We start from the raw sequence: 23002 nt of genomic DNA, 5'->3' as shown, positions 1-23002 counted from the left end.
GGGCGTATAGGGCAACATCGGTCGCGAGTTCCGCACGCAAAGGAGAGCACTTAATGTGCTCTCCGTCTTGCGCAGGACTGCCCGAGCAGGCGACCAAAGCCCCCGGCGTGCCCGCCAGCCGGATGTACGGGTTTTCCAGGTGCGGCAGATCGGCCTGAAAGAGGAGGGCATAGACCTTGAGGTCATGCCCGACGATTGAAGGCCGAGGTGCCGTGCCTGGGAAAGCCGCCTAGGTCAGTTTCACTATAGGCGCAAAGCCCTTCATTAGCTTTTTGGTCTGGCCGGTCTTTTCGAATTGAACCTCGATCATGTCTCCGGCGACCGAGATCACGGTACCCGTGCCAAAGGTCTTGTGGCTCACGGTATCGCCCGCGGCAAAGTCCTGCGACGCGCTCGCGCGATCGACCTTGCGATCCACCGTCGGCGACACCTTGGACGACGGCTTTTTGGCTCGCGGTGCACCCGAGCCAAAGGTCGAAGCAACACGGCCGGCATCGGGTGAGACCCCGCGATGGCGCTCGGTCCCATAGCTGCTGCCGCCAAAGAAATCGTCGAAGCTCGATCCGCCGCGCGAGGCGGAACCGCCCGTCGAGCGCGTATGCGAGCCAAACACCTTGCCGCCGTACATATCCGAGCCCATACCCGAGCCAAAGGTGCCATGACGGTCGCCGCGCTTCTCCCAGCCCGTGCCCTCAAAACCGGCAGAACCGATACCGCTGAACTCGATATCCTCAAACGGAATCTCGTTGAGGAAGCGCGAGCGCGGGTTGGCAGAAGTTGAGCCGTACGTGCGGCGCGTGGCCGCATAGGTCAAGAACAGGCGCTTACGGGCACGCGTGATGGCGACGTAGGCCAGGCGACGCTCCTCCTCGAGCTTGCCCGGGTCATCGCTGCCGCTAAAGTCGTGCACATGCGGGAAGATGCCCTCCTCCATGCCGGCCACGAACACCGCCGGGAACTCCAGGCCCTTGGCGGAGTGGATGGTCATCATGGTGATGGCATGCGTCTCGCCAGCCAGGGAATCCAAGTCGGAGCGCAGGGCCAGCCACTCCATAAGTGCAGGAAGCGCCTTACAGGTGAGCGGACCGTAGGTGCGCTCAATCTCATCGGCATGCACGGCACCCGCCGGCAACTCCGTCGGCGCTGCATATGCGTTGCCCGCGATGGCGGCGGCCAGGGCGTCCTGCGGCGAGAGTGCCGGAGCGGCCAGGCTATCGAGCGGATTGGTGCCCGCGGCGTCACGTGCGCCGATGGGCACTTCAAACGAAGATGCCGGGGCGGAGGGTCCCGGCTCGGGCGCGGGCGCACTCACCACGACGGGCTCGGGCTCGGCGCCGGCAGGCACGTCGGCAACGCCGGCAGCGCGCAACTCCTCCAAGCTCTCGAGCGTGCCCTCGATATCCTCGTGCGTCTCCTCAAATTCGGCGGCGACGCCCAGGAATTCCTGGATGTTCTCGGCACGGCTCTCGGATTCCATGGTGCCCTCGGCGCGAAAAGCCCGCAGCAGGCCCGTCTTATCGACGATCATCTCGACGACGTCCTTGAGCTCGCCGTCCATGCAACGGCCCTCGCGCACCAGCGCCACAAAGCTCGACAGGCCATTGCGCACCTTGGCGCTAAACATGCCCGTCTCGGCTGTCGCAATCTCGCAGGCCTGGAAGAACGAGCAACGGTTGTCGCGCGCCAGCTGCTCAATCTTTTGGATCGAAGTGGAGCCGATGCCGCGACGCGGCGTGTTGATGACGCGCTTGACGCTCATCTCGTCGGCCGGGTTCACGATCATCTTGAGGTAGGCCATGACATCGCGGATCTCGGCACGGTCGAAGAATCGCGTGCCGCCCACGATCTTGTAGGGCACGCCCGCACGCAGGAACATATCTTCGAGAATACGCGACTGAGCGTTGGTGCGGTAGAACACGGCGATATCGTCGTAGCTCGTACCCTTGGCATGCAGCTTCTCGATCTCGCCGGCAATCCAGCGGCCCTCGTCGCGCTCGTCGCTCGCCTGGAAGGCTTGGATCTTCTCGCCATCGCCCTCGGCCGTAAACAGGCGCTTGTCCTTGCGCTGCGAGTTGTGGCGCACCACGGCGTTGGCGGCGCTCAGGATATGGCCCGTGGAGCGGTAGTTTTGCTCCAGCTTGACGGTCTTGCAGTTTTTAAAATCCTGCTCAAAGTCCAGGATGTTGGTGATGTCGGCGCCGCGCCAGCTGTAAATGGACTGGTCGTCATCGCCCACGACCATGAGGTTTTGGTACTTGGCGGCCAGCAGGTTGGCGATCTCGTACTGGACGTGGTTGGTGTCCTGATACTCGTCGACGCTAATGTAGCGGAAGCGCTCCTGGTACTTATCGAGCACCTCGGGGCGGGTGCGCAGCAGCTCGAGCGTGCGCACGAGCAGGTCGTCGAAGTCCATCGCATTGGCGGCGCGCAGGCGGCGCTCCAGCTCCAGGTAGACCTGCGCGGCCTTTTTGTCATTGGGGCTGTCGGCAGATTTGAGCATGTCCTCGGGCCCGATCATGGCGTTTTTAGCCGAGCTGATCTTGCTGCGGATCATGTTGATGGGGAACTGCTTTTGCTCAATGCCGAGCGCCTGCATAATGTCGCGCACCATGCGCTTTGAGTCGTCATCATCGTAGATGGTGAACTGACCGGTGTAGCCCAGCAGGTCGGCGTCCTCGCGCAGCATGCGCACGCACATGGCGTGGAAGGTGCACACCCACATGCCGCGGGTGCCACTGGGGATGAGCGCTGCCAGACGCTCGCGCATCTCGGCCGCGGCCTTGTTGGTAAACGTGATGGCAAGAACCTGCCAAGGCTTAACGCCCAGGTCGCCGAGCATATGTGCGATACGGAAGGTCAGGACGCGGGTCTTGCCCGAGCCGGCGCCGGCAAGTACCAGCAACGGACCCTCGGTGGTGAGCACCGCCTCGCGCTGGGCGGGATTAAGGCTGTCGATGTCGACAAGCGGCTTTGCGGGCGCAGGAGCCGGCGCGGGGGCGTCGTAGATGTCGAGCGGAACGAGCTCGGGCTCCGGCGCAGCGGGGGCGGTGTATGCATCGAGTGGCACGGGTTCCGGCGCGGGCGGCACGGGTACCGCGGTGTTCTTTTCCCAGGGCAAGGGCTGGGTCATGGGCGACTCCTCATCTGACGGACGGCGCGCCTGCGGGCAGCGCCATAGTTTGAGCCGTACCAGTATACCGAGCCGCGCGGACACCGACGCAAATCACACCACGACTCCGTGCGCCACCGTCAGGCCCACCCCAGCGAATTTGGTGCAAAGGTGTCAGGTTTGTCTGCACCACGCCGGTGCAAAATAACCTGACCCCAATGCACCAATCAGGGAGCCACCGATGTCATGGCAACGGTAGCGAGCGGCGGCCAGAGCGAACAAATTGGCATGAAAAGAGGGCGGCATAGACCTTCTGGTCATGTCGCCCTCTTTGAATGACAAGTTGTCGCTCTGGCCGCCGCGCAGCGTCAACCAAGTTACAGGCCGAGCATGGGCTCCAGAACGAAGAAATATGCGAGCACTACGATGCCCAGGATGATGCGGTAAACACCGAAGCACTTAAAGTCGTGACGGCGAACGAAGCCCATGAGCCACTTGATGGCGATGAGCGAAACCACAAAGGCCACAACGCAGCCCACGCCCAAGATAGCGACCTCGTTGGCACCGAACGTACCGCCCTTAATAAAGTACTTGACCAGCTTGAGCGCACTCGCGCCAAACATGACAGGGATGGCCAGGAAGAACGTAAACTTGGACGCCACCGAACGCGTGCAGCCCAAAAGCAGGCCACCGATGATGGTGGAGCCAGAGCGCGACGTACCCGGCACCAGCGAGAGCACCTGGAAGCAACCGATGCCCAGTGCGGTCTTCCAGCTCAGGTCCTCGAGCGTAGCGATGGAACCAAAGTCCAGGTTATCGTCATCGTCGTCTGCAGCGGCAGTCGCAGCGGGTGCGGCAAAGTGTGCGCCAGCGGGACGCCCACCCGACGTCACGGCACGAGAACCAAACGAACCGGCAAGAGCAGCCTGCTCGCGCTTGCTCGCGCGCCAGTTCTCGATCACGATAAACAGCACGCCATACACGATGAGCGCCAGCGCCACGACGGGAGCATTGTAGAAATGCTCCTCCATCCAGTCGTTGAGCGGCAGGCCGATTGCCGCGGCGGGAATGCAGCCGAGCACAATCTTGCCCCACAGCACCCAGGTGTCGCGACGGCCCTCCTTGCCCTTGCTGGGAGAAAACGGGTTAAGGTCGTAGAAGAACAGGACGCAAACGGCCAAAATGGCGCCAAGCTGGATCACGACCAGGAACATATTCCAGAACGTCTCGCTCACGTTCATCTTGACGAACTCGTCCACCAAGATCATGTGACCAGTCGACGAAACGGGCAGCCATTCGGTGATGCCCTCGACCAGGCCCATAAAGGCAGATTTTAGAAGCTCGATGATATCCAAAGGGACCCCCTCGTTAGACACCCGCCGATATTATTCTGCGGACGGTGCGGGCGATATCCCATTATCAACCGTACGGGCGCGTCTGCGCCTACCCTTACCAAAAAACTCGCCCGTTCACAGAATTGCGAGCGGTCAAACCCAAATCCTTGGGTATAACTGCAACAAGATAAAGTGTCCGGCGGCCACGCATCCGCGCCCGCCCGATGCACGAGCCCAGCGCCCGTGCGATAGACCAAGGAGGAAACCATGAACGAGGGCTACACCAAGGTATTTGTTTCACTCGACGGTACTGAGCAGCAGGATTTTGTGCTCGCACGCGCCATCAAGGTCGCCGCAAACAACGGTGCCAAGCTGATTATCGGCCACGTTATCGATTCCACGGCGCTCGAGAGCGCCGGTTCCTATCCGGTCGATCTGGTCAACGGTCTGGAGGAGGCATTTAACAACTCCATCGCCAAGCAGCTCGAAGAGGCCAAGGCCAATCCTGATATTCCCGAGGTCGAGGTCATGATTCGCGCCGGTCGTATTCGCGAGACGCTCAAAGACGAGATGCTCGACGTGGTCAAGCCCGACCTGGTGCTCTGCGGCGCCCGCGGCCTGTCCTCGATCAAGTATGCGCTACTGGGCTCGATTTCGACGTTCCTGCTGCGTAACACCGATTGCGATATTCTGGTCGTGAAGTAGCGTTGCTCCCACCGGCCGCGGGGTCTGCGGGGTTTCCACGGGCACGTCCTCGCCGCGTTGCGGCTGCGGGATGTGCCCTTAGGAAACCCCTCCCGGCCCCGCGGCCTTCGCAGCCTTACTTCAGCGAGCTGGCTGATATAAAGATGGCGTGCCGCCCCGGTTGGGGCGGCACGTTTTGTTTTAGGCCGAGAATTGCTCCAGAACCCTCATTCTCCCAACGGAGTCCGACTGAATTTTCAATGCGACCCTGCCCAAATCTCCAGTTGCAGAAGCAAGCTCTGCAAGCTGGGCAGACGCCCCTTCAGCAACTTCTGCCGCGATGCTCTTGATCATCTTGAGCGGTAGATGAAGATCTTGAGACATGAATTCAAAATCTTCAGGCGTCACCTCATCGATCACTCGATGATCCCCAATATCAATCCCAAGGTTATGGTCGTATCCCATTATCGTCGTGCAGACAATATCGTATGCAGGGGCCAGCCTCTTTTCACGCCAACTCGGACTATAGAGAAACGAATGGTTCTTGAGATGCGAGTCGCAATTCCCCAACGCATAATCGACCATTACCTGACGAGTAAACGTTTGAGCATCGGCAATTACATTAGACGATTGTTCTCTTATCAACCGGCCGCAAAGAGCCATATAGCAGGTATCGGGACGTGTCTCGTATTTCATATACGAAGGCCAGCCAGCCGCTTGGCAAAAATCCTCCTGATGCAGTCTCAGAGGCACATCAAATCCGCCCATCGATGGCGACTCATCGCTCCAAATCCTGTCGTAACGTTCGGAAATAAATGCACCAGAAACGGTATCAGAAGCTTCTGAACGGGCGACCTCAAGCCCGGCCGCAGACGCTGCCGTCATACAAATGAATTCGTTGAGCGGCAAATCCGGGTGTTTAGCAGAAGCAATCTTGACTATGTGAGTCGAGGGGGCTGAGCCGATCGGCAGCATCCAGTCCCCCGCCCCAGCCTTTTTTGCATCTTTGCCGCGCGGCAAAAACCAACCGGTTTTAGACTGAGCGCCCGCCAACGACAGCCTCGAATCCTGCATATCATTTGCAATCTCGAACACTTCCGCCTTAGAAAGCGCCTCAAAATCTTTGTCCTGCAAAGGCCGATATCCAGGATCGTGGCTCGATTTCTCATCGTTGAGAAACCTCAAGGCGCCGACGCACTCATCGCCCAAACGCTCGAGCATCGATAGATAGTCTGACTGAGGGATTTGAAAACGCATCGACAGCTCATGCCGAACCGGGCCCTCGGGAAGCATGCCCGAGAAAAAGGCCGAAAACTCATTGCTGGTATATGGGTCTTGCCGCAAGGGAAGAGAAACTGATAGTGCGGCGGCATCATCGCATTCAAGATAGCCCGCATTATAGGCAAACGTCTCGTTTGCGGGATCGGCCCTCTCAAATTCTCCGACCAGCTCAAACGTTCCCCGATACTCACGATAAACCTTTAATGCCATGAGCCGTCGCCCCTCTCCCTCAGGATCAAATCGACTCCCAGGCTGTTGACGATTTGAAGGGTTTGGCGAAGATTGGCACCCGCCTTTCCACGCTCAAGCTCGCTCACAAAGCGCAAACTGCACTGGTTGAAGTCAGCCACATCGCGTTGGGTATAACCGAGCTTCTTCCGGCGTTCGCGCAAATATGCACCGAGTTCAGCTGGGTCAAAAATCGTTCGCTCATTCCAGTCTTGCATGCTAATCCCCTATGTTTATCCCAAACGGGATAATCATAGCACAATATGATTGAATTATCCCATTTGGGATAATCTACTTTATGTGAATGGCTCTCAGAAGCGTCATGCCACGACGCCTACTCAAAGTATTGAAACTTGTTCGTTGAGAAGGCGAACGTTACGACAAAGCCTTCACCGGGGTCGGATGCCGCGGTGACGTCGATGCCCATCTTGGAGCACAGGCGCGCCACCAGGTAGAGGCCGATGCCCGTTGCGCGCTTGGTGGTGCGGCCATTGTCGCCGGTAAAGCCCTTCTCGAACACGCGTGGCAGGTCTGCCGCACACACGCCGCAGCCGTTATCGGCGACGGCAAGCTCAATGCGCTCGCTTGCCAGGCCCTCGTCCAGCAACGCGCCCGAAAACACGATCTTCGCGCCGTCCTCGCACGCATATTTAATGCTGTTCTGAATGAGCTGGCCCAGGATAAACTCGAGCCACTTCTCGTCGGTAAAGACCTCGAAGTCGAGGTTCTCGCACACCGGGGCCACGTGCGCCGCGATGAGCTCGCGCGCGTTGGCCTTAATCGCACCCGCCACCAAGGTCTTAAGATCCCAGCGGCGAATCAGGTAATCGCGCTCCACGACTTCCGAGCGCGCATAGAACAGCGCCTGGTCGATATAGCGTTCCACGCGAGTCAGCTCGCGACCCAGATCATCCACACGCGACAGGTCGTCTTCGCTGCCGTCCAAGTTTTCCAAAATCAGATGGGCTGCCGCCAGAGGCAGCTTGGCCTCGTGGACCCAGCTCTCAATATAGTCGCGATAGTCATCGGTCTGACGCCGGCCTTCGGCAACCTCATCGCACGCGGCTTTGCCCACCCGGCGCAGAACCTCGTACTCGAGCTCGCCCTCGGCATAGGTTGGGCATTGCACCATCTCCTGCACCCACGCAGGGCTCTCCAGCTCCTCGGCCGCACGCTCCAGCTGGTGCAAAAAGCGGCGACGGCGCGCGTATTCGATCACAATACCCAGCATGCCAAAGACAAAGGACACGCCAACCGCCACGATCACGATGGATGCGGGGGCGCCGGCCACCGTCAGCACAAAGCAGCTCAGCAGCACGCCGCACGTCCACACGGCAACGGGCAGCAACGCGTCTTTAAAGAACTTGCCAAACGACATGGCCGGGTCCTAAACCGAATAGCCTTGGCCGCGGTGCGTGGTGAGGTACCCCTTGACGCCGATCTTGTCGAGCGTCGCACGCAGGCGATTGATATTGACGGTGAGCGTGTTGTCGTCCACGAAGGCATCGGAATCCCACAGGTCCTGCATGATGGCCGAGCGCGAGACGATCTTGCCCGCGCGACCCAAGAGCAGCGAGAGAATGCGCAGTTCGTTTTTGGTGAGCTCGGTACTGTCACCGGTTGCCGTATTGGTGACCGTGGAGCGGGCAAGGTCGAGCTCCAACCCCTTGTGGACCATGGTGCTGCGCTCGCCTGCCGACGTGGTGCGGCGCAGCAGCGCGTTGATGCGCGCCACGAGCACGCGCGCGCTATAGGGCTTGGAAATAAAGTCGTCTGCGCCGAGTGTCATTGCCATGACCTCGTCGATTTCGGTCGTGCGCGACGTAAGGACGATGATGGGGACCTCGGACTCGCGGCGGACTTCGTGGCAGATGTGCTGGCCATCTTTGACGGGAAGCGTGAGGTCGAGCAGTACCAGGTCGGGCGCGGCAGCGAGAATATCGCGCGAGACGTGCTCGAACAATTCGCAGGCCTCGACCTCAAAACCTGCACGGACAAGGATGTCGGCAAGCTCACGGCGAATGGGCTCGTCGTCCTCAACGATATAGATCAGCGCCATGGATTCCGCTCCCCCTCTTGTTGTCTTACAGCCATTATTGCCGCGAAACCGCCGGCACACGGCTCGCACGGCGGCAAGGTGACAGAACTGTTCGCGAACGAAAGCGTTCGACTCGCCCTCGCTCGCAGCGGACGCGGGGATCAAATGATTATAAAATCCCCGTCCCAGAAAAATCATTTAGCGGCGGGCACGGAGCTTTTCGTAGCCGTCGGCAAAGAAGGCGACCGTCGCGGTATCGGACTCGGCAGCGTCCGCGTCGGCGGCGGGAACCACGCCATGCTCATCGCTCACCAGGAACAGGGCACCCTTGAGCTGCGCGGGAATGTCCACGCGCGCGACCGAGATGCCCTTGGTCTGGGCCAGCTGCTCGATGAGCGTCGCCGTGCCGCACAGGCACTCGTCTGCCGGCGCCACAAAGGCCAGCTCACCGTCGTTGACGGAAGCAAGCAGCTCGGGCGCCACGCCGGTTTCGTCAGCCTCGGAGCGGGCCTCGGCAGAGCGGGCACGCAAGGCCTTGGCCGAAGTGTCGGACAGCGGCTCGTACTCGCCCACCGTCATGGCGGCATTGCCGTTGACGTCGATCACTAGCATGAGCACGCCGTCGTGCGCGGTGTAATCGCCCTCGGCAAGCGACCACTCAACGTGCTGCTTTGCCCAGCTGAGCATGTTATGGGTGAGCGGCTCGCCCTGCACCAAGCGCTCGGACAGCGCACGGATGTGACGGTTGAGCATGGGTACCTTTTTGTTGGACATGCGCCAACGGCACACGAGCGCGGGCTCGTCGAGCGTAAACTTCTCAACCGCCTCCTGATTGGCGCAAAAGTCCTCGTACGCGCGCTGGTCCTCGGCATTGCCAAACAGCTCGGCATCATCAATCTGGGGCATGGTCATCCCTTTCGTGTTAGTCATTCCGTCCTCTTATACCAAAAAGACGGCCCTCCAAACGGAGCGGCCGTCTTTTGCAGAGATTATTTTGACGATATGGCCAAGCGACCGATCAGCTTAATGGGATAGAACAACATTCCATTAAGGGTTTTCCAAGTGCCCGAGATTGCCCCGAAAGAGGAGCGCCGCGTACTAAATGTACGCAAGCGACGGTTTGAGGGGCAAGGTCGGGTTCTTGGGAAAGCCCTAGTGCCTAAAATGCCTGGCACCTGTGAAGACCATCGCGATGCCGTGCTCGTTGCAGGCCTGGATGCTCTCGTCGTCGCGCTTGGAGCCGCCGGGCTGGATGATGCAGGTCACGCCGTGTGCGGCAAGCACATCGACGTTGTCGCGGAACGGGAAGAACGCGTCGCTTGCGCAGGCAAAGCCGCCCTTCTCCACGCCCTCACGCTCGCAGAAGTCCTCGGCGCGCTCGCAGGCAAGCAGCGCGGAGTCAACGCGGTTGGGCTGACCCGGGCCCATGCCAATGCCGGCCTTGCCCTTGGAGACCAGGATGGCGTTGGACTTGACACCCTTGCAGACCTTCCAGGCAAACTCGAGCTCGGCCATCTCGGCATCGGTGGGCTTGCGGTCGGTGGGGAACGTGAAGGTCGCGGGGTCCTCGGTCACGTGGTCGACCTCCTGCACCAGCATGCCGCCATCGATGGAGCGCAGCTCCACCTTGGCGCCGTGGTCCACGCCACCGGTAGCCAGCACGCGCAGGTTGGGGCGCTTGGCCATGCGCTCGAGCGCCTCGGCGGTGTAACTCGGCGCGATGATGACCTCGACGAACTGCTTGTTCTGGTCGGCAAAGTGCTCAACCAACTCAAAGGGAACCTCGCGGTTGCAGGCGATGATGCCGCCAAAGGCGCTCTTGGGATCGCAGGCAAAGGCGCGGTCGTAGGCAGCCGTGATATCCTCGGCAACGGCGGAACCGCAGGGGTTCTGATGCTTGAGGATCACGCAGGCAGGCTCGTCGAACTCGCGGACCAGGTTCCAAGCGGCGTCGGCGTCCAGATAGTTGTTGTAGCTGAGCGGCTTGCCCTGGACCTGCTCGGAGCCCACGAGCGGGAACTGCGAGCTCGCGGAGTTCTCGCAGCCCTCGGCAAAGCGGTAGACCGTGGCCTTCTGCTGCGGATTCTCGCCATAGCGCAGGTCGTCGACCTTCTCGAGCGAAACCTCGAGCTTGGCAGAGGTGTCCGCCACATCGCTTGCCTGGGCGGCAAGCCAACGAGAGATAGCCGTGTCGTAGGCAGCGGTGGTCTGGTAGACCTTCACCTGCAGACGACGACGGGTGGAAAGCGTGGTGCAACCGCCGGTCTCGTGCATCTCGGCCAGGACAGCGTCGTAGTCGGCCGGATCGGAGATGACGGTAACGCTCGCAGCGTTCTTGGCGGCAGAGCGCAGCATGGAGGGACCGCCGATGTCGATGTGCTCGATGGCGTCCGCAAAGGTGACCTCGGGGTTGGCGACGGTCTTCTCGAACTCGTACAGGTTGACGACGACCAGGTCGATCAGCTTAATGCCGTGCTGAGCCGCCTCCTGCATGTGCTGCTCGGAATCGCGGCGGGCCAGCAGCGCGCCGTGAACCTTGGGGTGCAGGGTCTTAACGCGGCCGTCCATCATCTCGGGATAGCCCGTGAACTCCTCGATGGGGGTTACGGGAACGCCCGCATCCTCGATAGCACGAGCCGTACCGCCCGTAGAGATGATCTCGACGCCAAAGTCATCGACCAGCGTCCGTGCGAAATCGACGACGCCCGTCTTATCGGTAACCGAGATCAACGCGCGTGCGATCTTCACATCAGATCCCATGCAGTCCTCCTGTCTGGTACGCCGCCGTGCTCTGTGAGTCGGTGATACGTCGATCTGCAGCGCTCGCGCAGCGGCATTGAAAATACTGATTTAATGTAGCGCATCGAGCGCATCGATGCACCCCGCAACGGCCGCATGTGCAGAAAAAGCTTGCGAGCGGAGGGTATGGTGCGGCACCGGGCACGGTGAGTTCATGGAACACAGGGGCACCATAATTAGATGCCAATGGCGTGGTAGAACTGTGCTCGATATGCATCCGCAAAAGAAAGAGGCACCATGGTCTCGCGGGTTCTCTACCGACCGTTTGACACCGAAGACTTCGACGCCATCGCGCTGATTCTGCAGCAGCTTTGGCATAACAATTCGGATAACGATGAGTACAACCGCCTCGAGGCCGCGTGCGACCTCGCCTATTGCCTTTCGTCGTCGACGTTTTCGCAGGTTGCCGTAATCGACGGCCAGGCGCGCGGCATTGCGCTCGCGCGTGCGGGGCAAAGCTCCGGCGCCGCCGTCAAGGAACATTGGATGGATACCGAGCGCGCGCTGCTATCGCAGATGCGCGAGCTGGAGCCCGATGCCTGCGCCGAGTATCTCTCGTTTGTGCGCGCAACCATCCGCACCAACAACCGTCTGCTCGAAAGCAGCCCCCTGCCACACGACAACGAGGTCACGCTGCTTGCCGTGGATCGCGATGTCCATGGCTTGGGCGTCGGCTCGGTGTTGCTCGATGCTGCGGTCTCGCACCTGTCCTCACGCGGAGCGACGAGGGCGCACCTGCACACCGACTCCAACTGCTCGTGGAAGTTCTACGAGCTGCACGGCTTTAAGCGCACGGCAACGCACCGCGCCAACCGCGAAGAGCGCCGCCACGACATGCCGCGCGAAAGCTTCCTCTACGAGCTGGACCTAACCGCCTAACCCCGGTAGCCACACCTAGTCATTCAAGAACGTCCCATCTCGGCACATAAGAAAGGGACGGGCTTTCCCCGACGGCTGTCGAGAAAAGCCCGTCCCGTAATTTAGGACCGCTAGAACGTTCCGCCGCCGCCTCCGCCGACGCCGCCGCCTCCGCCGCCCGAGAAGCCACCGCCTCCGCCGCCGCTCGAACTATCGGAACTCGAAGCCAGCTCGCGGATGGTCTCGTGATACACGTCGTTAAACGAATCGAGCGGGGACTCGGTACCGTAATGATGGTAATACCACCAGTAGCAGGGATAATTGTCGTAGAAGCCATCGGCCTCGCGCACCTCGGGCGGGACGGCCTCGGCAAGCTGACGCAGCACTTCCTTCGAAACGCCCAGCGCAACACCCATCACCAGCAGCTTGTTCCACAGCACCAGATCTCCCGGGACGGCCTCCTTCAGGCGCGTAAAATCCTCGAGCCAATGCTTGAGCGCCTTGCAGCGAGCCGCCACCTCGGCGCCCTCCGGCGTGTAACGGCGGAAGGTGCAGCTCAGGACAAAACCCACAATCGTGACGGGGATCGAGATCATAGCGGCACCGACGTTGGCGTCCGCAAAGTCGGTATAGAACAGAGAACCCAAAATGCCAAAGATAATGATGATGCCGAGAACCAGGCCGGCCACCATCGCGATAGTGCCATCCGATGCGATAAACTCGCGCTCCTCCAGCTTGCCCTTAACCGTGCTCTGATAGTCCTCGAGCTTGTCGCTAACAGATTCAGTACGCTCGCTGGCATACTCCTCCAGCTCGCTAAACGTGCGCGAACGGACGCCGTCTTTATCGGGCTTAACGCCAGCGAAGAAGACCTTGAGCACGTCGCGATCGATGCCGTCCTTCTTGGCAGCCTTCCAGGCCTCGTCGGTCACTGTGATGCGATACGTCCGCTCCTCTTTTTCGCGACGGAGCAGACCCTTCTTCTTGGTCTCGGTCGCTTCTTCTAGCTTGATCACGCGGTCGTCGGTCAGCTTCATCAGCGTGGCGATATATGCCTGATCGGGCACGTCGTTCCAGCTCATAAGAGCTGCAAGCACCGCGGGATGGTCGGCCGAGGGCACATCGCGGAAGTACTCGTCTTGGAAGAGCGGCTTGGGCTTGAGCCTGCGCAGCTTGAGCATCACGATCACACCGGTATAGGTAACCGCCACAACAACACATACCACGGCAATCGCGCTGGCAACCGCACGCGCGTGCTCACGGCGGGCGTTAGCTTCGTCGGCCCATTCCTTTTCTTCGCTCAGGATCGTTGACATGCGATCTTCGCCCGAAGCGGCAAGCTGCGGCACCCAGTCGCTGGGAAAGGCGATGCGCGCCTCGGCAAATTCGCCCTCGTGCACGCACGGAATGGTGTAGGTGACCATGGGTTTGTCCGCATCGATCGATACGTCGCCCGTCAGCGGGCCGTGGCCCCATGCGCGGAAGTTATCGCCCTTGACGGCCGCCGTCCCGGCAGCGGCATTTGCGAAGTGCACTTCCATCTCGACATCGTCGGAATCCGCGGACCAGCCGTCGCCCACAAACTTCCAGTAGAGCTCAGCGGTATCGGACCAGCTCATGACCGCACCGGTCATGGTGTAGCTCACGTAAAAGATCGCGCTGTCGCCGCTCTCGTGAGGGCTGAACACCTTGATCTTTACGCCGCCGTCGGACTGCTCAACCGTATAGACGCCGCTGTCGCCTTTGTTTGCATAGTCGACCCTGCTAAACGCGGCATCGTCTTCCTCGACGCTCAGCACATCGACGCCCGCCGTGCCGCCCTGCTGGTTGGTGCCCGTATTGATATCCCAATACACGCCGTTGATATCGTCATCGAAATCAAACTGGCGTCCCTCGACAACGGTCAGCGATCCATCGGCTTCAACCGTGGCACCGATATAGGTTTGGGTCATGGAGTAGCCGTCGGCGTGCGCGGCGGCAGGCAGTAGCAACAACGCAAGCGCGACGAGTGCGCAGACGGAAGCGAATCGCGCAAACAGGTGGCGCTGCCGGCAGGTCTTGGCAACGGGGGCGTTCATAGGCACATCCTTTGTCTGTGATACCAGTAGCGTCATTGTCCCACGTTTGCGGGTTCATGTGACGAACATCTAGGTCAGCGGAGTGTCAAAACGGGACAAAAGTCACGCCCGCACCCCGGCAGTTAGTCATTGGGGACGTTCTTAAATGACTAGTCATTAGGGACACTCCTTGGCATGGCCCGCGCCAGCAATAGATACCACTTCACAGCACCGTCACAGGTGTAGCGGCTTTGTGTGGGCGCGGCACGCGCTGATTGAGCCGCCAACCGAGGGGCATAAAGCAGTTGAGCGAAAACGGTTGCCCCTTTCCCGTTCGCTCGAGGATCATGTCCCCCTTTTCCGCGGAAACCCCGGCAGTTGCGAAGAGCTGCCGGGGTTTCTGTCGTTTGAGGGGTTGGGCTGGCGGGCGGCGATCGAGCTGTCGAGCCGGTGGTCCGACACGCGCAACGCGCGGCTTCGGCAACTTGCAGGCCACGGCAACGTCTCCCCCACCGCGTCCCGCGCTATACTCGTCCGCATGGATATCAACGCACGCAACATAGCAACACCCGCCGCGGTCGCACCGGCAACGGCAGTGCCCACCCCCGTCGTGGGCCGCTTTGCCCCGTCGCCCTCGGGCCGCATGCACCTGGGCAACGTGTTCAGTTGCTTGTGCGCGTGGCTTTCGGCCCGCAGCCAGGGCGGCAGCATCGTGTTGCGCATCGAGGACCTCGACGATCGCTGCAAGCGCCCCGAGCTTGCCGCTCAGCTAATTGACGACTTGGCCTGGCTGGGGCTCGAGTGGGACGAAGGCCCCTACTATCAGCACGATCGCCTAGACCTGTACGAAGCCGCTTTACGCCAGCTGCAAGACGCCGGCCTCACCTATCCCTGCTTTTGCACGCGCGCCGAGCTCCACGCCGCAAGCGCGCCGCACGCCAGCGACGGCACGCCCATCTACCGCGGCGCCTGCCGCGCTCTTTCTGCCGAAGAAGTTGCACGCCGCAGTGCTCTGCGCGCCCCGGCCACACGCCTGCGCGTGCCCACCGTAGATGACCTCGCGGAAGACGTGATTGAATTCGTGGACCGCACGTACGGCGCCCAATGCGAGGCGCTCGCCACCGAGTGCGGCGACTTTTTGGTGCGCCGCAGCGACGGCGTATTTGCCTATCAGCTAGCCGTAGTGGTCGACGACGCCGCCATGGGCGTCACCGAGGTCGTGCGCGGATGCGATCTGCTGGGCTCCACGCCCCGCCAGATTTACCTGCAGCATCTGCTGGAACTGCCCACGCCGCACTACGCGCACATTCCGCTGCTCATGTCGCCGGACGGTCGCCGCCTTTCCAAGCGCGACCGCGATCTGGACCTAGGCGAACTACGCGCCCGCTTTGGCATACCCGAGGCACTGCTGGGATGGCTCGCCGGGCAAACGGGCATCGCGCCGGACACCACACCGCGCTCTGCCGAGCAGCTGGCCGAGCACTTTAGCTGGGACGTCATCCGCGCACACCGCGAGAACATCACCGTAATGGCCGAGTAGTCAAATACGCCCCGCCCCCTCGCCCCCCCCTCAACGAGGACATAATTCTGCGTCTTGTTATGTACGGAATAATTCCGTACAATTGTGCAAAGGAGGTTTTTGCCATGCCAACGATTGAGAAACAACGCCGTATGGATCTAAGGTTGACCGAACGTCAACGCCTTACTTACGAGCGCGCCGCGGCCTTGCGCGGGCAAACTCTCACCCAATGGGCCACAGCCCACCTTGACGAGAGCTCCGCACGTGATATCGCCGAGGCATCAACAACCTATCTTTCTCCTGATGGTTTCGATGCATTTTGCGAAATGCTCGATTCCCCCATGCCCCAAGCCGCAAAAGCGCTGCTTGACCGTAAAGCGGTTTGGGAATGAGCACATTTACCAAGCCCGTTCAACTCCCCGTTGGCCAAGGCATCGAGGCTTTCCACTGCGGAAATACTCTTGTAGACGGATGGGCTAAAAACAGATCAGCCTCGGCGCGAAGAAGAGGATCAGCAGTTATATACGCATCGTATTGCGACGGCGCAGTCGCTGGGTTTTATACGTTGTGCACGCACTCCGTGGCTCGCGAAAATGTTGATGGAGGATGGTTCGTGCGAAACTCCCCCTCCCAAGTCCCCACAGTGCTGCTTGGAATGATGGGGGTCGATGAGAAGTTCAAGGGGCTTGGTCTTGGAGCTTCACTGCTCAAAGATGCCATCGAGAACGCCTTGAAAATTTCTGCCCTAGCAGGAGCGCGAGCTTTAGTTGTCGATCCAGTAGATGATGAGGCGGCAGCATTCTATGAACATTTTGGCTTCGCCACCCTACCGGGCACCAACCGAATGGCGCTGAAACTTTAGATCGTCGGGCGACATCTCCTCCAGCTCCCAGCATGCCCTAAGTTACCCTACAAATAAAGATTACTACTGAAATGTAGGGTAACTACCCAAGGTATCGTATGAAGTTCTCGCTATTCCCACCCCTACGCAACATCCCAGGGCTGGAGTTCGTCGCCCAGGCGAACGATGCAGTCGTAGAGCACGGTATGGCGCTCGGCCGGGTTGGCATCCCGATGGAAATGCCCGTAATACCAGCGCTTGTAGTCCAAGCGATCTTCCAGCTCATCGAAAAACGCTGTAAGCCGATCAACCGCGGGGCAATTCCAGCCGGGCGCCGGATAGAGCGTGGACGAAAGCATGCGCGTGGAGCAAGTGTGGGTGATTACGTAGTCGACCTTCCAGCCCACGCCGTCGAGCTTTGTCCGTGCCTCCTCAAAGTTACGCTCGTCCGGCAGCTCCTGCGGCCACCAGCTGGAATACGGAATGCGGTATTCCTTGTCAACACTCGTGGCACCGCCCATGGTAAAGATCGTTGAGCCATCGAGCTCAAAAACCTCGCCACGCGTCAGGCGCCGTATGGGAGAGGTATCCGACAGGCGTTGCGTCAGCCCGCCGTGCCACAACTCCATGGGGCGCTCCGCCCAGTGATCGAAACGCTCGTGGTTACCGTCGACGAACAGCACGGTATAGGGGCGCGACTCCAGCCAAGCGATGTCGGCGCATTCCTCGGCAGAGAAATCCCACGGAAAGCCAAAGTCGCCCGCGATGATGAGATAGTCGTCGCTCGTCAAACTATCCCCAAGATCCCAGTCGCGCAGCTTTTGCATGTCGACGCCGCCGTGAATATCGCCCGTCACATAGACCGTCATCGGATCACCACTTCCCTGTAAGTCGCTAGCCCGCATTCTGCACGATCACTAAGCCAATCGTTCCAGCCCTTCCATCCCTTAGGGCTTACCCCTCGTTCTTCCATCCAAACGGGTCAAGCACCCAAAAAACCAGATCGAGCGCGCCGCCGGTCATCATGGCGCCGGCAAGAGCCATGCAAATGTGTAGAGAGACGGCACTTCGGAGCACGTCGAACGGCCCCAGAACAGCCAGCAGCGCGACCGCTGCGCCGGCAAGGCACAGCACGAGGCACGGCCCCGCGTCCTTGACGCACTTCTTTGCGAGATGCTTGGTGTTATCACTCATCGATATCGAACTCCTTAGAGGGTCGCTGTTCGGGTACATGCCGCCGCGGCAGAGCAGGGCGGCAGGGTAAGTGTCACACGCCGTGCGGACATCAATGGAGAAACAGCCTGCTCGACCAACCCTTGACGCCGTTTTACACCGGCACCCCATCCCCCGCTGTCGAGGTCTAATACTTTTTCCCGAGAAGTGAACGGCTGTTTTTGAACCCCTGAAACATCCGCATTTTTCGACGGCAAAATCGCAGGATCTCAGTACCGAAACCGCAGGAAACGGCACTCCTAAAGTGTCGATGCTTCGGGGGTCCGATTTAGCTCGTTCACTTCTCGGGAAAAGTATTAGACCTTGATTCCTGGCTGTTCCGAGGGTGCGCCGCTTCCTTCTCTGGAACCCTCACTAGCACTGGCGCCCCTAGCCACTACGACCGCAGGTATGCCTATAATGAGACATGTTTCCTGATGAGAAAGGAATCCAGCTATGAACGAAGCCAAGCACGCCGATTTGAACGAAATCCAGGACTTTTTCACCCGTGTCAACAGGCCTTCTGTCGAGTCGATAGACGTCAAGGACTTCATTGGATGGTGCAACGAGCCTTGCGAGTATATTCCCGAAAGCAGCACTAGTGACCCAACCTACAGACTAGGTCAAACCATATGCGCGCTTAACGAACTTGGCAGCGACGTTCTTGATAACCTCAGACAGATTCTCAACGATACCGATGGCTCAGAAGCGCGCTCCAAACTCCTCGATTGTGACGAGCTTATCTCCAAACTCAAAAACAATCAAAGAACGATATCAGACACGCTAGCAAAAGAGCTGCCAGAGAATGTTGCCTTCTATTTCGCACTCAAATTCAGACTCAAGGAACACCCTGATGAGCAGGGGTATTACCACTACCAGTTTGATGATAGCGGCAATACGATCGCAAGAATCGACCCCTTTAAACCCTTTACCGACAACGCGCACGACAATCTCAACCAGCAATGGCACGTGCTCATTTCCTTGCTCGCATACCTTGATGTCGCTCACGCCTTAAGCAACGAACAGCACGAATACCATTGCCTATACCAGCACATTAAAGACTGGGACAAAGGGGACTTGAACGCCCTGGAACTGCGATTCAGCCGTTATGTCTCCGGCACCATTGAACTTCAACTTAGACCAAAGGGTAAAAAATGGCAACGGCAGCCCTCTTCGGCGATGAACGAATGGCTTAAAGTAGCGTTGTGTAGGCCGTAGGAGAACTAATCGCCCGCCAACCTACTCCAGCCCTTGTCCGCTGTACTTCCCTGTCTCTGAGTCGTAGTTCAGCACGACGACCTCGCCGTGCTGAACTACGTTCCCGTCGATGTAGAAATGGCTGGCTCCGTCATGCCAGATACCGCGGTAGCCCGCAATGCCCGAGACCGCCTCGGTATTGATGTGCCCGGCGATAACATCCAGATAGAACTTACGCCCCACGTAATCGGGCAGCGTCATAGTAAACGACTCGTCAGATGTGCCGAGCTTCCAGTACTCCCCGGCACCCTCGTCAATGCCGGCATGCACAAAGACCTGGCCGAAGGGACTCTCGTAAAAGTAAGGGAGCTTGCGAACCCACGCGATGACGTCCGCATGTTCGACCTTCATGCGTTCAACCGTATAGGCGTAGGCCTCCTCGAACTTCCTGAGCCTCAACAGGTGCTTAACGTGCTTGAACGCCTCGGCATCTAGGAAGCTCTTAGCCGTTGCCAGATTACTATCGGCAAGTATCCATGCCTGCGTAAAATTGGGATCGTCCACCTCGTCAATGTACTCGAGAAACATCTCCTCGTGATTGCCGCGCAGAGCGACGACGCGATTGCCGTACCGTTTTTGCAGGTCCATGATGAGTTCGAAGACCCTGAGCGAATCGGGGCCTCGGTCGCAGTAGTCGCCAAGCAAAACCAGCTTGGAACCCTCGGCATCGAGGTCGATGGTGGAGAGCGATGCCTTAAAGGCGTCCAAGCACCCGTGAATGTCGCTCATAGCGTAGATATGCACGTATGACCCCCTGTTTGCGTCGGGGTCTCGCTCGTTTGCGCCATGTGGCACGGCGGCCCCTCTGATTTCGCGGGCGCCGGGCAACCTTGTCCTGTCACACCCCTCAACATTGTTAAAAGTATATCTCGCCGTGCGGACACAAATTTATCCCTGGGCCCCGAGCGCCCCGCGCGCTTGGCCTCCGCCCCACCCAAAAACTCATCCAACATTAATCTTGGCTCAAGAATCGCTTAATCTATAACCTGCACTATAGAGTTCGACCAAGGGCGGGGCGGCGCCGCGCGACGCAGGCAGCCGAACGCAACGCTCGCGCCCGGGCAAATCGCCCGGCGTCGCGCCCATCGAACGAAAGGACAGGTCATGGACGACCTCGAAAAAGTTGAAACCATCCGCACCAAGTGCAACGTGAGTTACACCGATGCCAAGGCAGCACTCGATGCCGCCGACGGCAACGTTTTGGACGCCATCATTTGGCTCGAGTCGCAAGGCAAGACCCAGACCACGTCGGCGCACGCCGCCACCGAGTCCGAGCCGGTAGATGAGCCCTCGGCCGAGATGGTCGCCGCGCAGGCCGCCTACGAGAAGTCGAGCGAAAAGACCGACTTCTCCAAGAAGATGGACAGCGTGTGGGAGTACCTCAAAAAGCTCTTCCGCCTGAGCCTGGACACCAAGTTTATCGCCACGCGCCGCGATGCGATCATCCTCAACATCCCCATCCTGATTCCCATCGTCGCCTTGTTTGCCTGGGGCGCCACGATATGGCTGATGCTGATCGGTCTGTTCTTTGGCATGCGTTACCGTATCGATAGCGACGGCGACGTGCCCGGCAGCATCAACAACCTGATGAATCACGCCGCCGATGCCGCAGACGATATCAAGCAAAATCTGAACGACGACAAGTAATCGCAGACGGGGGAACGCATGGCACGAATCCTGATCGTAGAGGACGAGGAGAAAATCGCCCGCTTTGTGACGCTCGAGCTGGAGCACGAGGGCTACCAGGTGGAGCACGCCGCCGACGGCCGCACCGCCGTCGACCTGGCGCTGGAGCGCGACTACGATCTGATTCTGCTCGACGTGCTGCTGCCACAGCTCAACGGTATGGAGGTGCTGCGGCGCGTGCGCAAGCACAAGGATGTGCCGGTGATCATGGTCACCGCGCGCGATGCCGTGATGGACAAGGTAGCCGGGCTCGACGCCGGCGCCGACGATTACCTGACCAAGCCGTTTGCGATTGAGGAGCTGTTCGCACGGATCCGCGTGGCGTTGAAGCGCTCGGAGGCCGTGCGGGCGGCTTCGGGCGTTGGCGGCGCTGGGACCGGGGAGGGCGCTACGGGTGCCGGTACCGCCGCGACGTCCCCGGCTAGCGACTCGGCCAAAACCTCTGCCGTGCCCTCCCCCGCCGTGCTCACCGTGGGCTCGGTTGCGCTCGATCCCGACCGCCGCGAAGTCATCGTTGGTAGTTCAACCATCGTACTCACGGCCCGAGAGTTCGACGTCCTCGCCCTGCTTATGGCGCATGCCGGCACCGTGCTCACGCGCGAGCGCATCGCGCACGAGGCGCTGGGCTACGAATACGTAGGCGACACCAACAACGTCGACGTGCACATCGCGCACCTACGCGCCAAGATTGAAGACGCCGGCGGCGCCCGCATCATCCAGACCGTGCGCGGGGTGGGCTATGTCTGCCGCGCATAACGCCGAGACCAAGCGCGTCACCTCCATTGCCCGCGCCATCAACTGGAGCTACATGTGGCGCCGCCTGATGAGCTACGTCTGGCTCGATCTGTGGCTGCTGGTTGTTGCGGCGGCGATCCTGGTCTATGGCTACAACCAGACGCTGCCCGACGGCGCGTTTACCGCAGGCTGGATCCCCGGCGCCACCGTTCACGGCATGTCGTTCGCGCCCGCGCGCGGCTTGGACCTGGCCACGCTCACCTATACCGTCGAGCTTGCGCGCACCACCAAGACCTTCCCCCTCGCGCAGGACCTCATCGCGCTGTGGCCCCTCTATCTTGTCGTTGCGGGCGGGCAAGTCATCAGCGTGCTCAACATGCTCAGCGGCGCTCGCCGCGTGCGCCGCACCATGGCACCGCTCAACGACCTGGCCCTGCGCGTGGACGAGCTCGGCCGCATGCAGCTCTCCGGCGGCAAGATGGAAACGCTGGAGCAGGCAATCGAACGCGCGAGTGTCGACTCGCCGAGCGTCACCACCGGCGACGCCGACCTGGCGAGCATCGAGGTCGCGCTCAACCGCCTGCTGCGCCAGATGCAAGAGGCCAAGCTACAGCAGATGCGCTTTGTCAACGATGCGAGCCACGAGCTGCGCACGCCCATCGCGGTGATTCAGGGCTACGTGAACATGCTCGACCGCTGGGGCAAAGACGACCCGGACGTGCTGACAGAATCCATCGCGTCCCTCAAGGCCGAAAGCGAGCACATGCAAGAGCTCGTGGAGCAGCTGCTGTTTTTGGCGCGCGGCGATGCCGGCCGCACCGTACTGAGGCGCGTGGACACCAACATGGCCGCACTGGTCGGCGAGGTGTGCGAGGAATCGCAGATGATCGATGCCGAGCACACGTATCGGCTGGCGTACGACACTGCGCTCGCCAGCGACCCGCGCTGCGATGCTTCTGTCGACGTGGCGCTCGTGAAGCAGGCCCTGCGCGTGATCGTGCAAAACGCCGCCAAGTATTCGGACGCGGGCACGTCCATCACCTTTGGCGTAGCGCAGGATACGGGCACGGGCGCGATCGACATAAGTGTTGAGGACGAGGGTATCGGCATGAATCAGGAATCCGCAGCTCACGCGTTTGAACGGTTCTACCGTGCCGACAACGCACGCGATGCCGGCGCGCAGGGCTCGGGTCTGGGGCTTGCCATTGCCAAGTGGATTGTCGATAGCCATGGCGGCGTTATTGGCGTGACCTCGGTCGAAGGCGTCGGCAGCCGCTTTACGATTCGCCTGCCACGGTAGGAAGCCCCTCGGCGTAAAAAAGGGATAAGGCCATGCGGCCCTATCCCTTTTTGTTCGTTATGGC

The 23002-nt window shown here is 60.2% G+C and carries 21 protein-coding genes; 9 read left to right on the top strand and 12 right to left on the bottom strand.

Features of this window, described 5'->3' with window-relative positions; translation table 11 throughout:
* Positions 1-229: 229 nt before the first annotated feature.
* A complete protein-coding gene (locus DWX25_RS00415) occupies positions 230-3130 on the bottom strand; it encodes an ATP-dependent helicase (protein ID WP_117798414.1) in 2901 nt (966 codons plus the stop codon).
* Between the two features lie 356 nt (positions 3131-3486).
* The gene (locus tag DWX25_RS00410) at positions 3487-4464 is read right to left on the bottom strand and encodes an undecaprenyl-diphosphate phosphatase (RefSeq protein WP_117735525.1); all 978 of its coding nucleotides are present in this window, start codon (positions 4462-4464) and stop codon (positions 3487-3489) included.
* A gap of 246 nt (positions 4465-4710) precedes the next feature.
* Between DWX25_RS00410 and DWX25_RS00405 the strand changes: the two genes are divergently transcribed.
* Positions 4711-5148 (top strand): universal stress protein, encoded by a 438-nt coding sequence (locus DWX25_RS00405; protein WP_055251269.1) that lies wholly within the window; start codon positions 4711-4713, stop codon positions 5146-5148.
* A gap of 180 nt (positions 5149-5328) precedes the next feature.
* Here the strand turns inward: DWX25_RS00405 and DWX25_RS00400 are convergent, their stop codons facing one another.
* From DWX25_RS00400 to purH, 6 genes are all read right to left on the bottom strand, one after another.
* Positions 5329-6618, bottom strand: coding sequence for a HipA domain-containing protein (locus tag DWX25_RS00400; RefSeq protein WP_117798413.1), 1290 nt, complete (start codon positions 6616-6618; stop codon positions 5329-5331).
* Entirely contained in the window at positions 6609-6854 is a 246-nt protein-coding gene (locus DWX25_RS00395; protein WP_117798412.1) for a helix-turn-helix domain-containing protein, read from the bottom strand. Before DWX25_RS00395 ends, DWX25_RS00400 begins: the two co-directional genes overlap by 10 nt.
* A 116-nt stretch (positions 6855-6970) precedes the next feature.
* The gene (locus DWX25_RS00390; RefSeq protein ID WP_117798411.1) at positions 6971-8014 is read right to left on the bottom strand and encodes a sensor histidine kinase; all 1044 of its coding nucleotides are present in this window, start codon (positions 8012-8014) and stop codon (positions 6971-6973) included.
* 9 nt (positions 8015-8023) lie between these two features.
* Positions 8024-8695: a response regulator transcription factor gene (locus tag DWX25_RS00385; protein WP_117798410.1), complete on the bottom strand. Its 672-nt coding sequence runs from the start codon at positions 8693-8695 to the stop codon at positions 8024-8026.
* Between the two features lie 177 nt (positions 8696-8872).
* Positions 8873-9580: a hypothetical protein gene (locus DWX25_RS00380; RefSeq protein WP_233505167.1), complete on the bottom strand. Its 708-nt coding sequence runs from the start codon at positions 9578-9580 to the stop codon at positions 8873-8875.
* 246 nt (positions 9581-9826) lie between these two features.
* The gene (gene purH, locus DWX25_RS00375; RefSeq protein ID WP_117735529.1) at positions 9827-11434 is read right to left on the bottom strand and encodes a bifunctional phosphoribosylaminoimidazolecarboxamide formyltransferase/IMP cyclohydrolase; all 1608 of its coding nucleotides are present in this window, start codon (positions 11432-11434) and stop codon (positions 9827-9829) included.
* 276 nt (positions 11435-11710) lie between these two features.
* Between purH and DWX25_RS00370 the strand changes: the two genes are divergently transcribed.
* Positions 11711-12352 (top strand): GNAT family N-acetyltransferase, encoded by a 642-nt coding sequence (locus DWX25_RS00370; RefSeq protein ID WP_055251276.1) that lies wholly within the window; start codon positions 11711-11713, stop codon positions 12350-12352.
* Between the two features lie 110 nt (positions 12353-12462).
* Here DWX25_RS00370 and DWX25_RS00365 read toward each other — a convergent pair whose 3' ends face one another.
* Positions 12463-14409 (bottom strand): DUF2207 domain-containing protein, encoded by a 1947-nt coding sequence (locus DWX25_RS00365; RefSeq protein ID WP_158557541.1) that lies wholly within the window; start codon positions 14407-14409, stop codon positions 12463-12465.
* Positions 14410-14926: 517 nt separating this feature from the next.
* Between DWX25_RS00365 and gluQRS the strand changes: the two genes are divergently transcribed.
* From gluQRS to DWX25_RS00350, 3 genes are all read left to right on the top strand, one after another.
* Positions 14927-15928, top strand: coding sequence for a tRNA glutamyl-Q(34) synthetase GluQRS (gene gluQRS, locus DWX25_RS00360; RefSeq protein WP_117798408.1), 1002 nt, complete (start codon positions 14927-14929; stop codon positions 15926-15928).
* A 104-nt stretch (positions 15929-16032) separates the two neighbouring features.
* A complete protein-coding gene (locus DWX25_RS00355; protein ID WP_158550249.1) occupies positions 16033-16299 on the top strand; it encodes a DUF1778 domain-containing protein in 267 nt (88 codons plus the stop codon).
* Positions 16296-16769 carry a GNAT family N-acetyltransferase gene (locus DWX25_RS00350; RefSeq protein ID WP_082435587.1) on the top strand — a complete coding sequence of 158 codons (474 nt, stop codon included), beginning with the start codon at positions 16296-16298 and terminating at the stop codon, positions 16767-16769. Before DWX25_RS00355 ends, DWX25_RS00350 begins: the two co-directional genes overlap by 4 nt.
* A 122-nt stretch (positions 16770-16891) precedes the next feature.
* Here the strand turns inward: DWX25_RS00350 and DWX25_RS00345 are convergent, their stop codons facing one another.
* Positions 16892-17617, bottom strand: coding sequence for a metallophosphoesterase (locus DWX25_RS00345; protein WP_117798407.1), 726 nt, complete (start codon positions 17615-17617; stop codon positions 16892-16894).
* Between the two features lie 85 nt (positions 17618-17702).
* Positions 17703-17942, bottom strand: a complete 240-nt coding sequence (locus DWX25_RS00340) for a hypothetical protein (protein ID WP_117798406.1) — start codon at positions 17940-17942, stop codon at positions 17703-17705.
* A gap of 474 nt (positions 17943-18416) precedes the next feature.
* Between DWX25_RS00340 and DWX25_RS00335 the strand changes: the two genes are divergently transcribed.
* The gene (locus tag DWX25_RS00335) at positions 18417-19178 is read left to right on the top strand and encodes a hypothetical protein (RefSeq protein WP_117798405.1); all 762 of its coding nucleotides are present in this window, start codon (positions 18417-18419) and stop codon (positions 19176-19178) included.
* A 21-nt stretch (positions 19179-19199) separates the two neighbouring features.
* Here DWX25_RS00335 and DWX25_RS00330 read toward each other — a convergent pair whose 3' ends face one another.
* On the bottom strand, positions 19200-19961 hold the full coding sequence (locus DWX25_RS00330) for a metallophosphoesterase (protein WP_117798404.1): 762 nt from the start codon (positions 19959-19961) through the stop codon (positions 19200-19202).
* A gap of 360 nt (positions 19962-20321) precedes the next feature.
* On the opposite strand from DWX25_RS00330, the gene DWX25_RS00325 reads away from it, so the two are divergent.
* From DWX25_RS00325 to DWX25_RS00315, 3 genes are read left to right on the top strand one after another with little or no spacing between them, the layout of a single operon-like run.
* Positions 20322-20864 (top strand): hypothetical protein, encoded by a 543-nt coding sequence (locus DWX25_RS00325; protein WP_055252376.1) that lies wholly within the window; start codon positions 20322-20324, stop codon positions 20862-20864.
* Between the two features lie 18 nt (positions 20865-20882).
* The gene (locus tag DWX25_RS00320) at positions 20883-21659 is read left to right on the top strand and encodes a response regulator transcription factor (protein WP_117743693.1); all 777 of its coding nucleotides are present in this window, start codon (positions 20883-20885) and stop codon (positions 21657-21659) included.
* The gene (locus DWX25_RS00315) at positions 21643-22938 is read left to right on the top strand and encodes a cell wall metabolism sensor histidine kinase WalK (protein WP_117635644.1); all 1296 of its coding nucleotides are present in this window, start codon (positions 21643-21645) and stop codon (positions 22936-22938) included. Before DWX25_RS00320 ends, DWX25_RS00315 begins: the two co-directional genes overlap by 17 nt.
* The last annotated feature ends 64 nt before the right edge of the window (positions 22939-23002 follow it).

The sequence above is a fragment of the Collinsella sp. AF18-8LB genome, from assembly GCF_003459795.1.
Taxonomy (GTDB): Bacteria; Actinomycetota; Coriobacteriia; order Coriobacteriales; family Coriobacteriaceae; genus Collinsella.
This window is presented reverse-complemented; position numbering and strand designations above follow the sequence as displayed.

Bases quoted from the DNA above. Each gene is read 5' to 3' on its own strand.
- DWX25_RS00340 (WP_117798406.1), bottom strand. From the start codon at position 17,942: ATGAGTGATAACACCAAGCATCTCGCAAAGAAGTGCGTCAAGGACGCG.
- DWX25_RS00380 (WP_233505167.1), bottom strand. From the start codon at position 9,580: ATGCCCCAGATTGATGATGCCGAGCTGTTTGGCAATGCCGAGGACCAG.
- DWX25_RS00415 (WP_117798414.1), bottom strand. From the start codon at position 3,130: ATGACCCAGCCCTTGCCCTGGGAAAAGAACACCGCGGTACCCGTGCCG.
- DWX25_RS00405 (WP_055251269.1), top strand. From the start codon at position 4,711: ATGAACGAGGGCTACACCAAGGTATTTGTTTCACTCGACGGTACTGAG.
- purH (WP_117735529.1), bottom strand. From the start codon at position 11,434: ATGGGATCTGATGTGAAGATCGCACGCGCGTTGATCTCGGTTACCGAT.
- DWX25_RS00365 (WP_158557541.1), bottom strand. From the start codon at position 14,409: ATGAACGCCCCCGTTGCCAAGACCTGCCGGCAGCGCCACCTGTTTGCG.
- gluQRS (WP_117798408.1), top strand. From the start codon at position 14,927: ATGGATATCAACGCACGCAACATAGCAACACCCGCCGCGGTCGCACCG.
- DWX25_RS00335 (WP_117798405.1), top strand. From the start codon at position 18,417: ATGAACGAAGCCAAGCACGCCGATTTGAACGAAATCCAGGACTTTTTC.
- DWX25_RS00385 (WP_117798410.1), bottom strand. From the start codon at position 8,695: ATGGCGCTGATCTATATCGTTGAGGACGACGAGCCCATTCGCCGTGAG.
- DWX25_RS00315 (WP_117635644.1), top strand. From the start codon at position 21,643: ATGTCTGCCGCGCATAACGCCGAGACCAAGCGCGTCACCTCCATTGCC.
- DWX25_RS00370 (WP_055251276.1), top strand. From the start codon at position 11,711: ATGGTCTCGCGGGTTCTCTACCGACCGTTTGACACCGAAGACTTCGAC.
- DWX25_RS00325 (WP_055252376.1), top strand. From the start codon at position 20,322: ATGGACGACCTCGAAAAAGTTGAAACCATCCGCACCAAGTGCAACGTG.
- DWX25_RS00345 (WP_117798407.1), bottom strand. From the start codon at position 17,617: ATGACGGTCTATGTGACGGGCGATATTCACGGCGGCGTCGACATGCAA.
- DWX25_RS00355 (WP_158550249.1), top strand. From the start codon at position 16,033: ATGCCAACGATTGAGAAACAACGCCGTATGGATCTAAGGTTGACCGAA.
- DWX25_RS00390 (WP_117798411.1), bottom strand. From the start codon at position 8,014: ATGTCGTTTGGCAAGTTCTTTAAAGACGCGTTGCTGCCCGTTGCCGTG.
- DWX25_RS00400 (WP_117798413.1), bottom strand. From the start codon at position 6,618: ATGGCATTAAAGGTTTATCGTGAGTATCGGGGAACGTTTGAGCTGGTC.
- DWX25_RS00395 (WP_117798412.1), bottom strand. From the start codon at position 6,854: ATGCAAGACTGGAATGAGCGAACGATTTTTGACCCAGCTGAACTCGGT.
- DWX25_RS00350 (WP_082435587.1), top strand. From the start codon at position 16,296: ATGAGCACATTTACCAAGCCCGTTCAACTCCCCGTTGGCCAAGGCATC.
- DWX25_RS00320 (WP_117743693.1), top strand. From the start codon at position 20,883: ATGGCACGAATCCTGATCGTAGAGGACGAGGAGAAAATCGCCCGCTTT.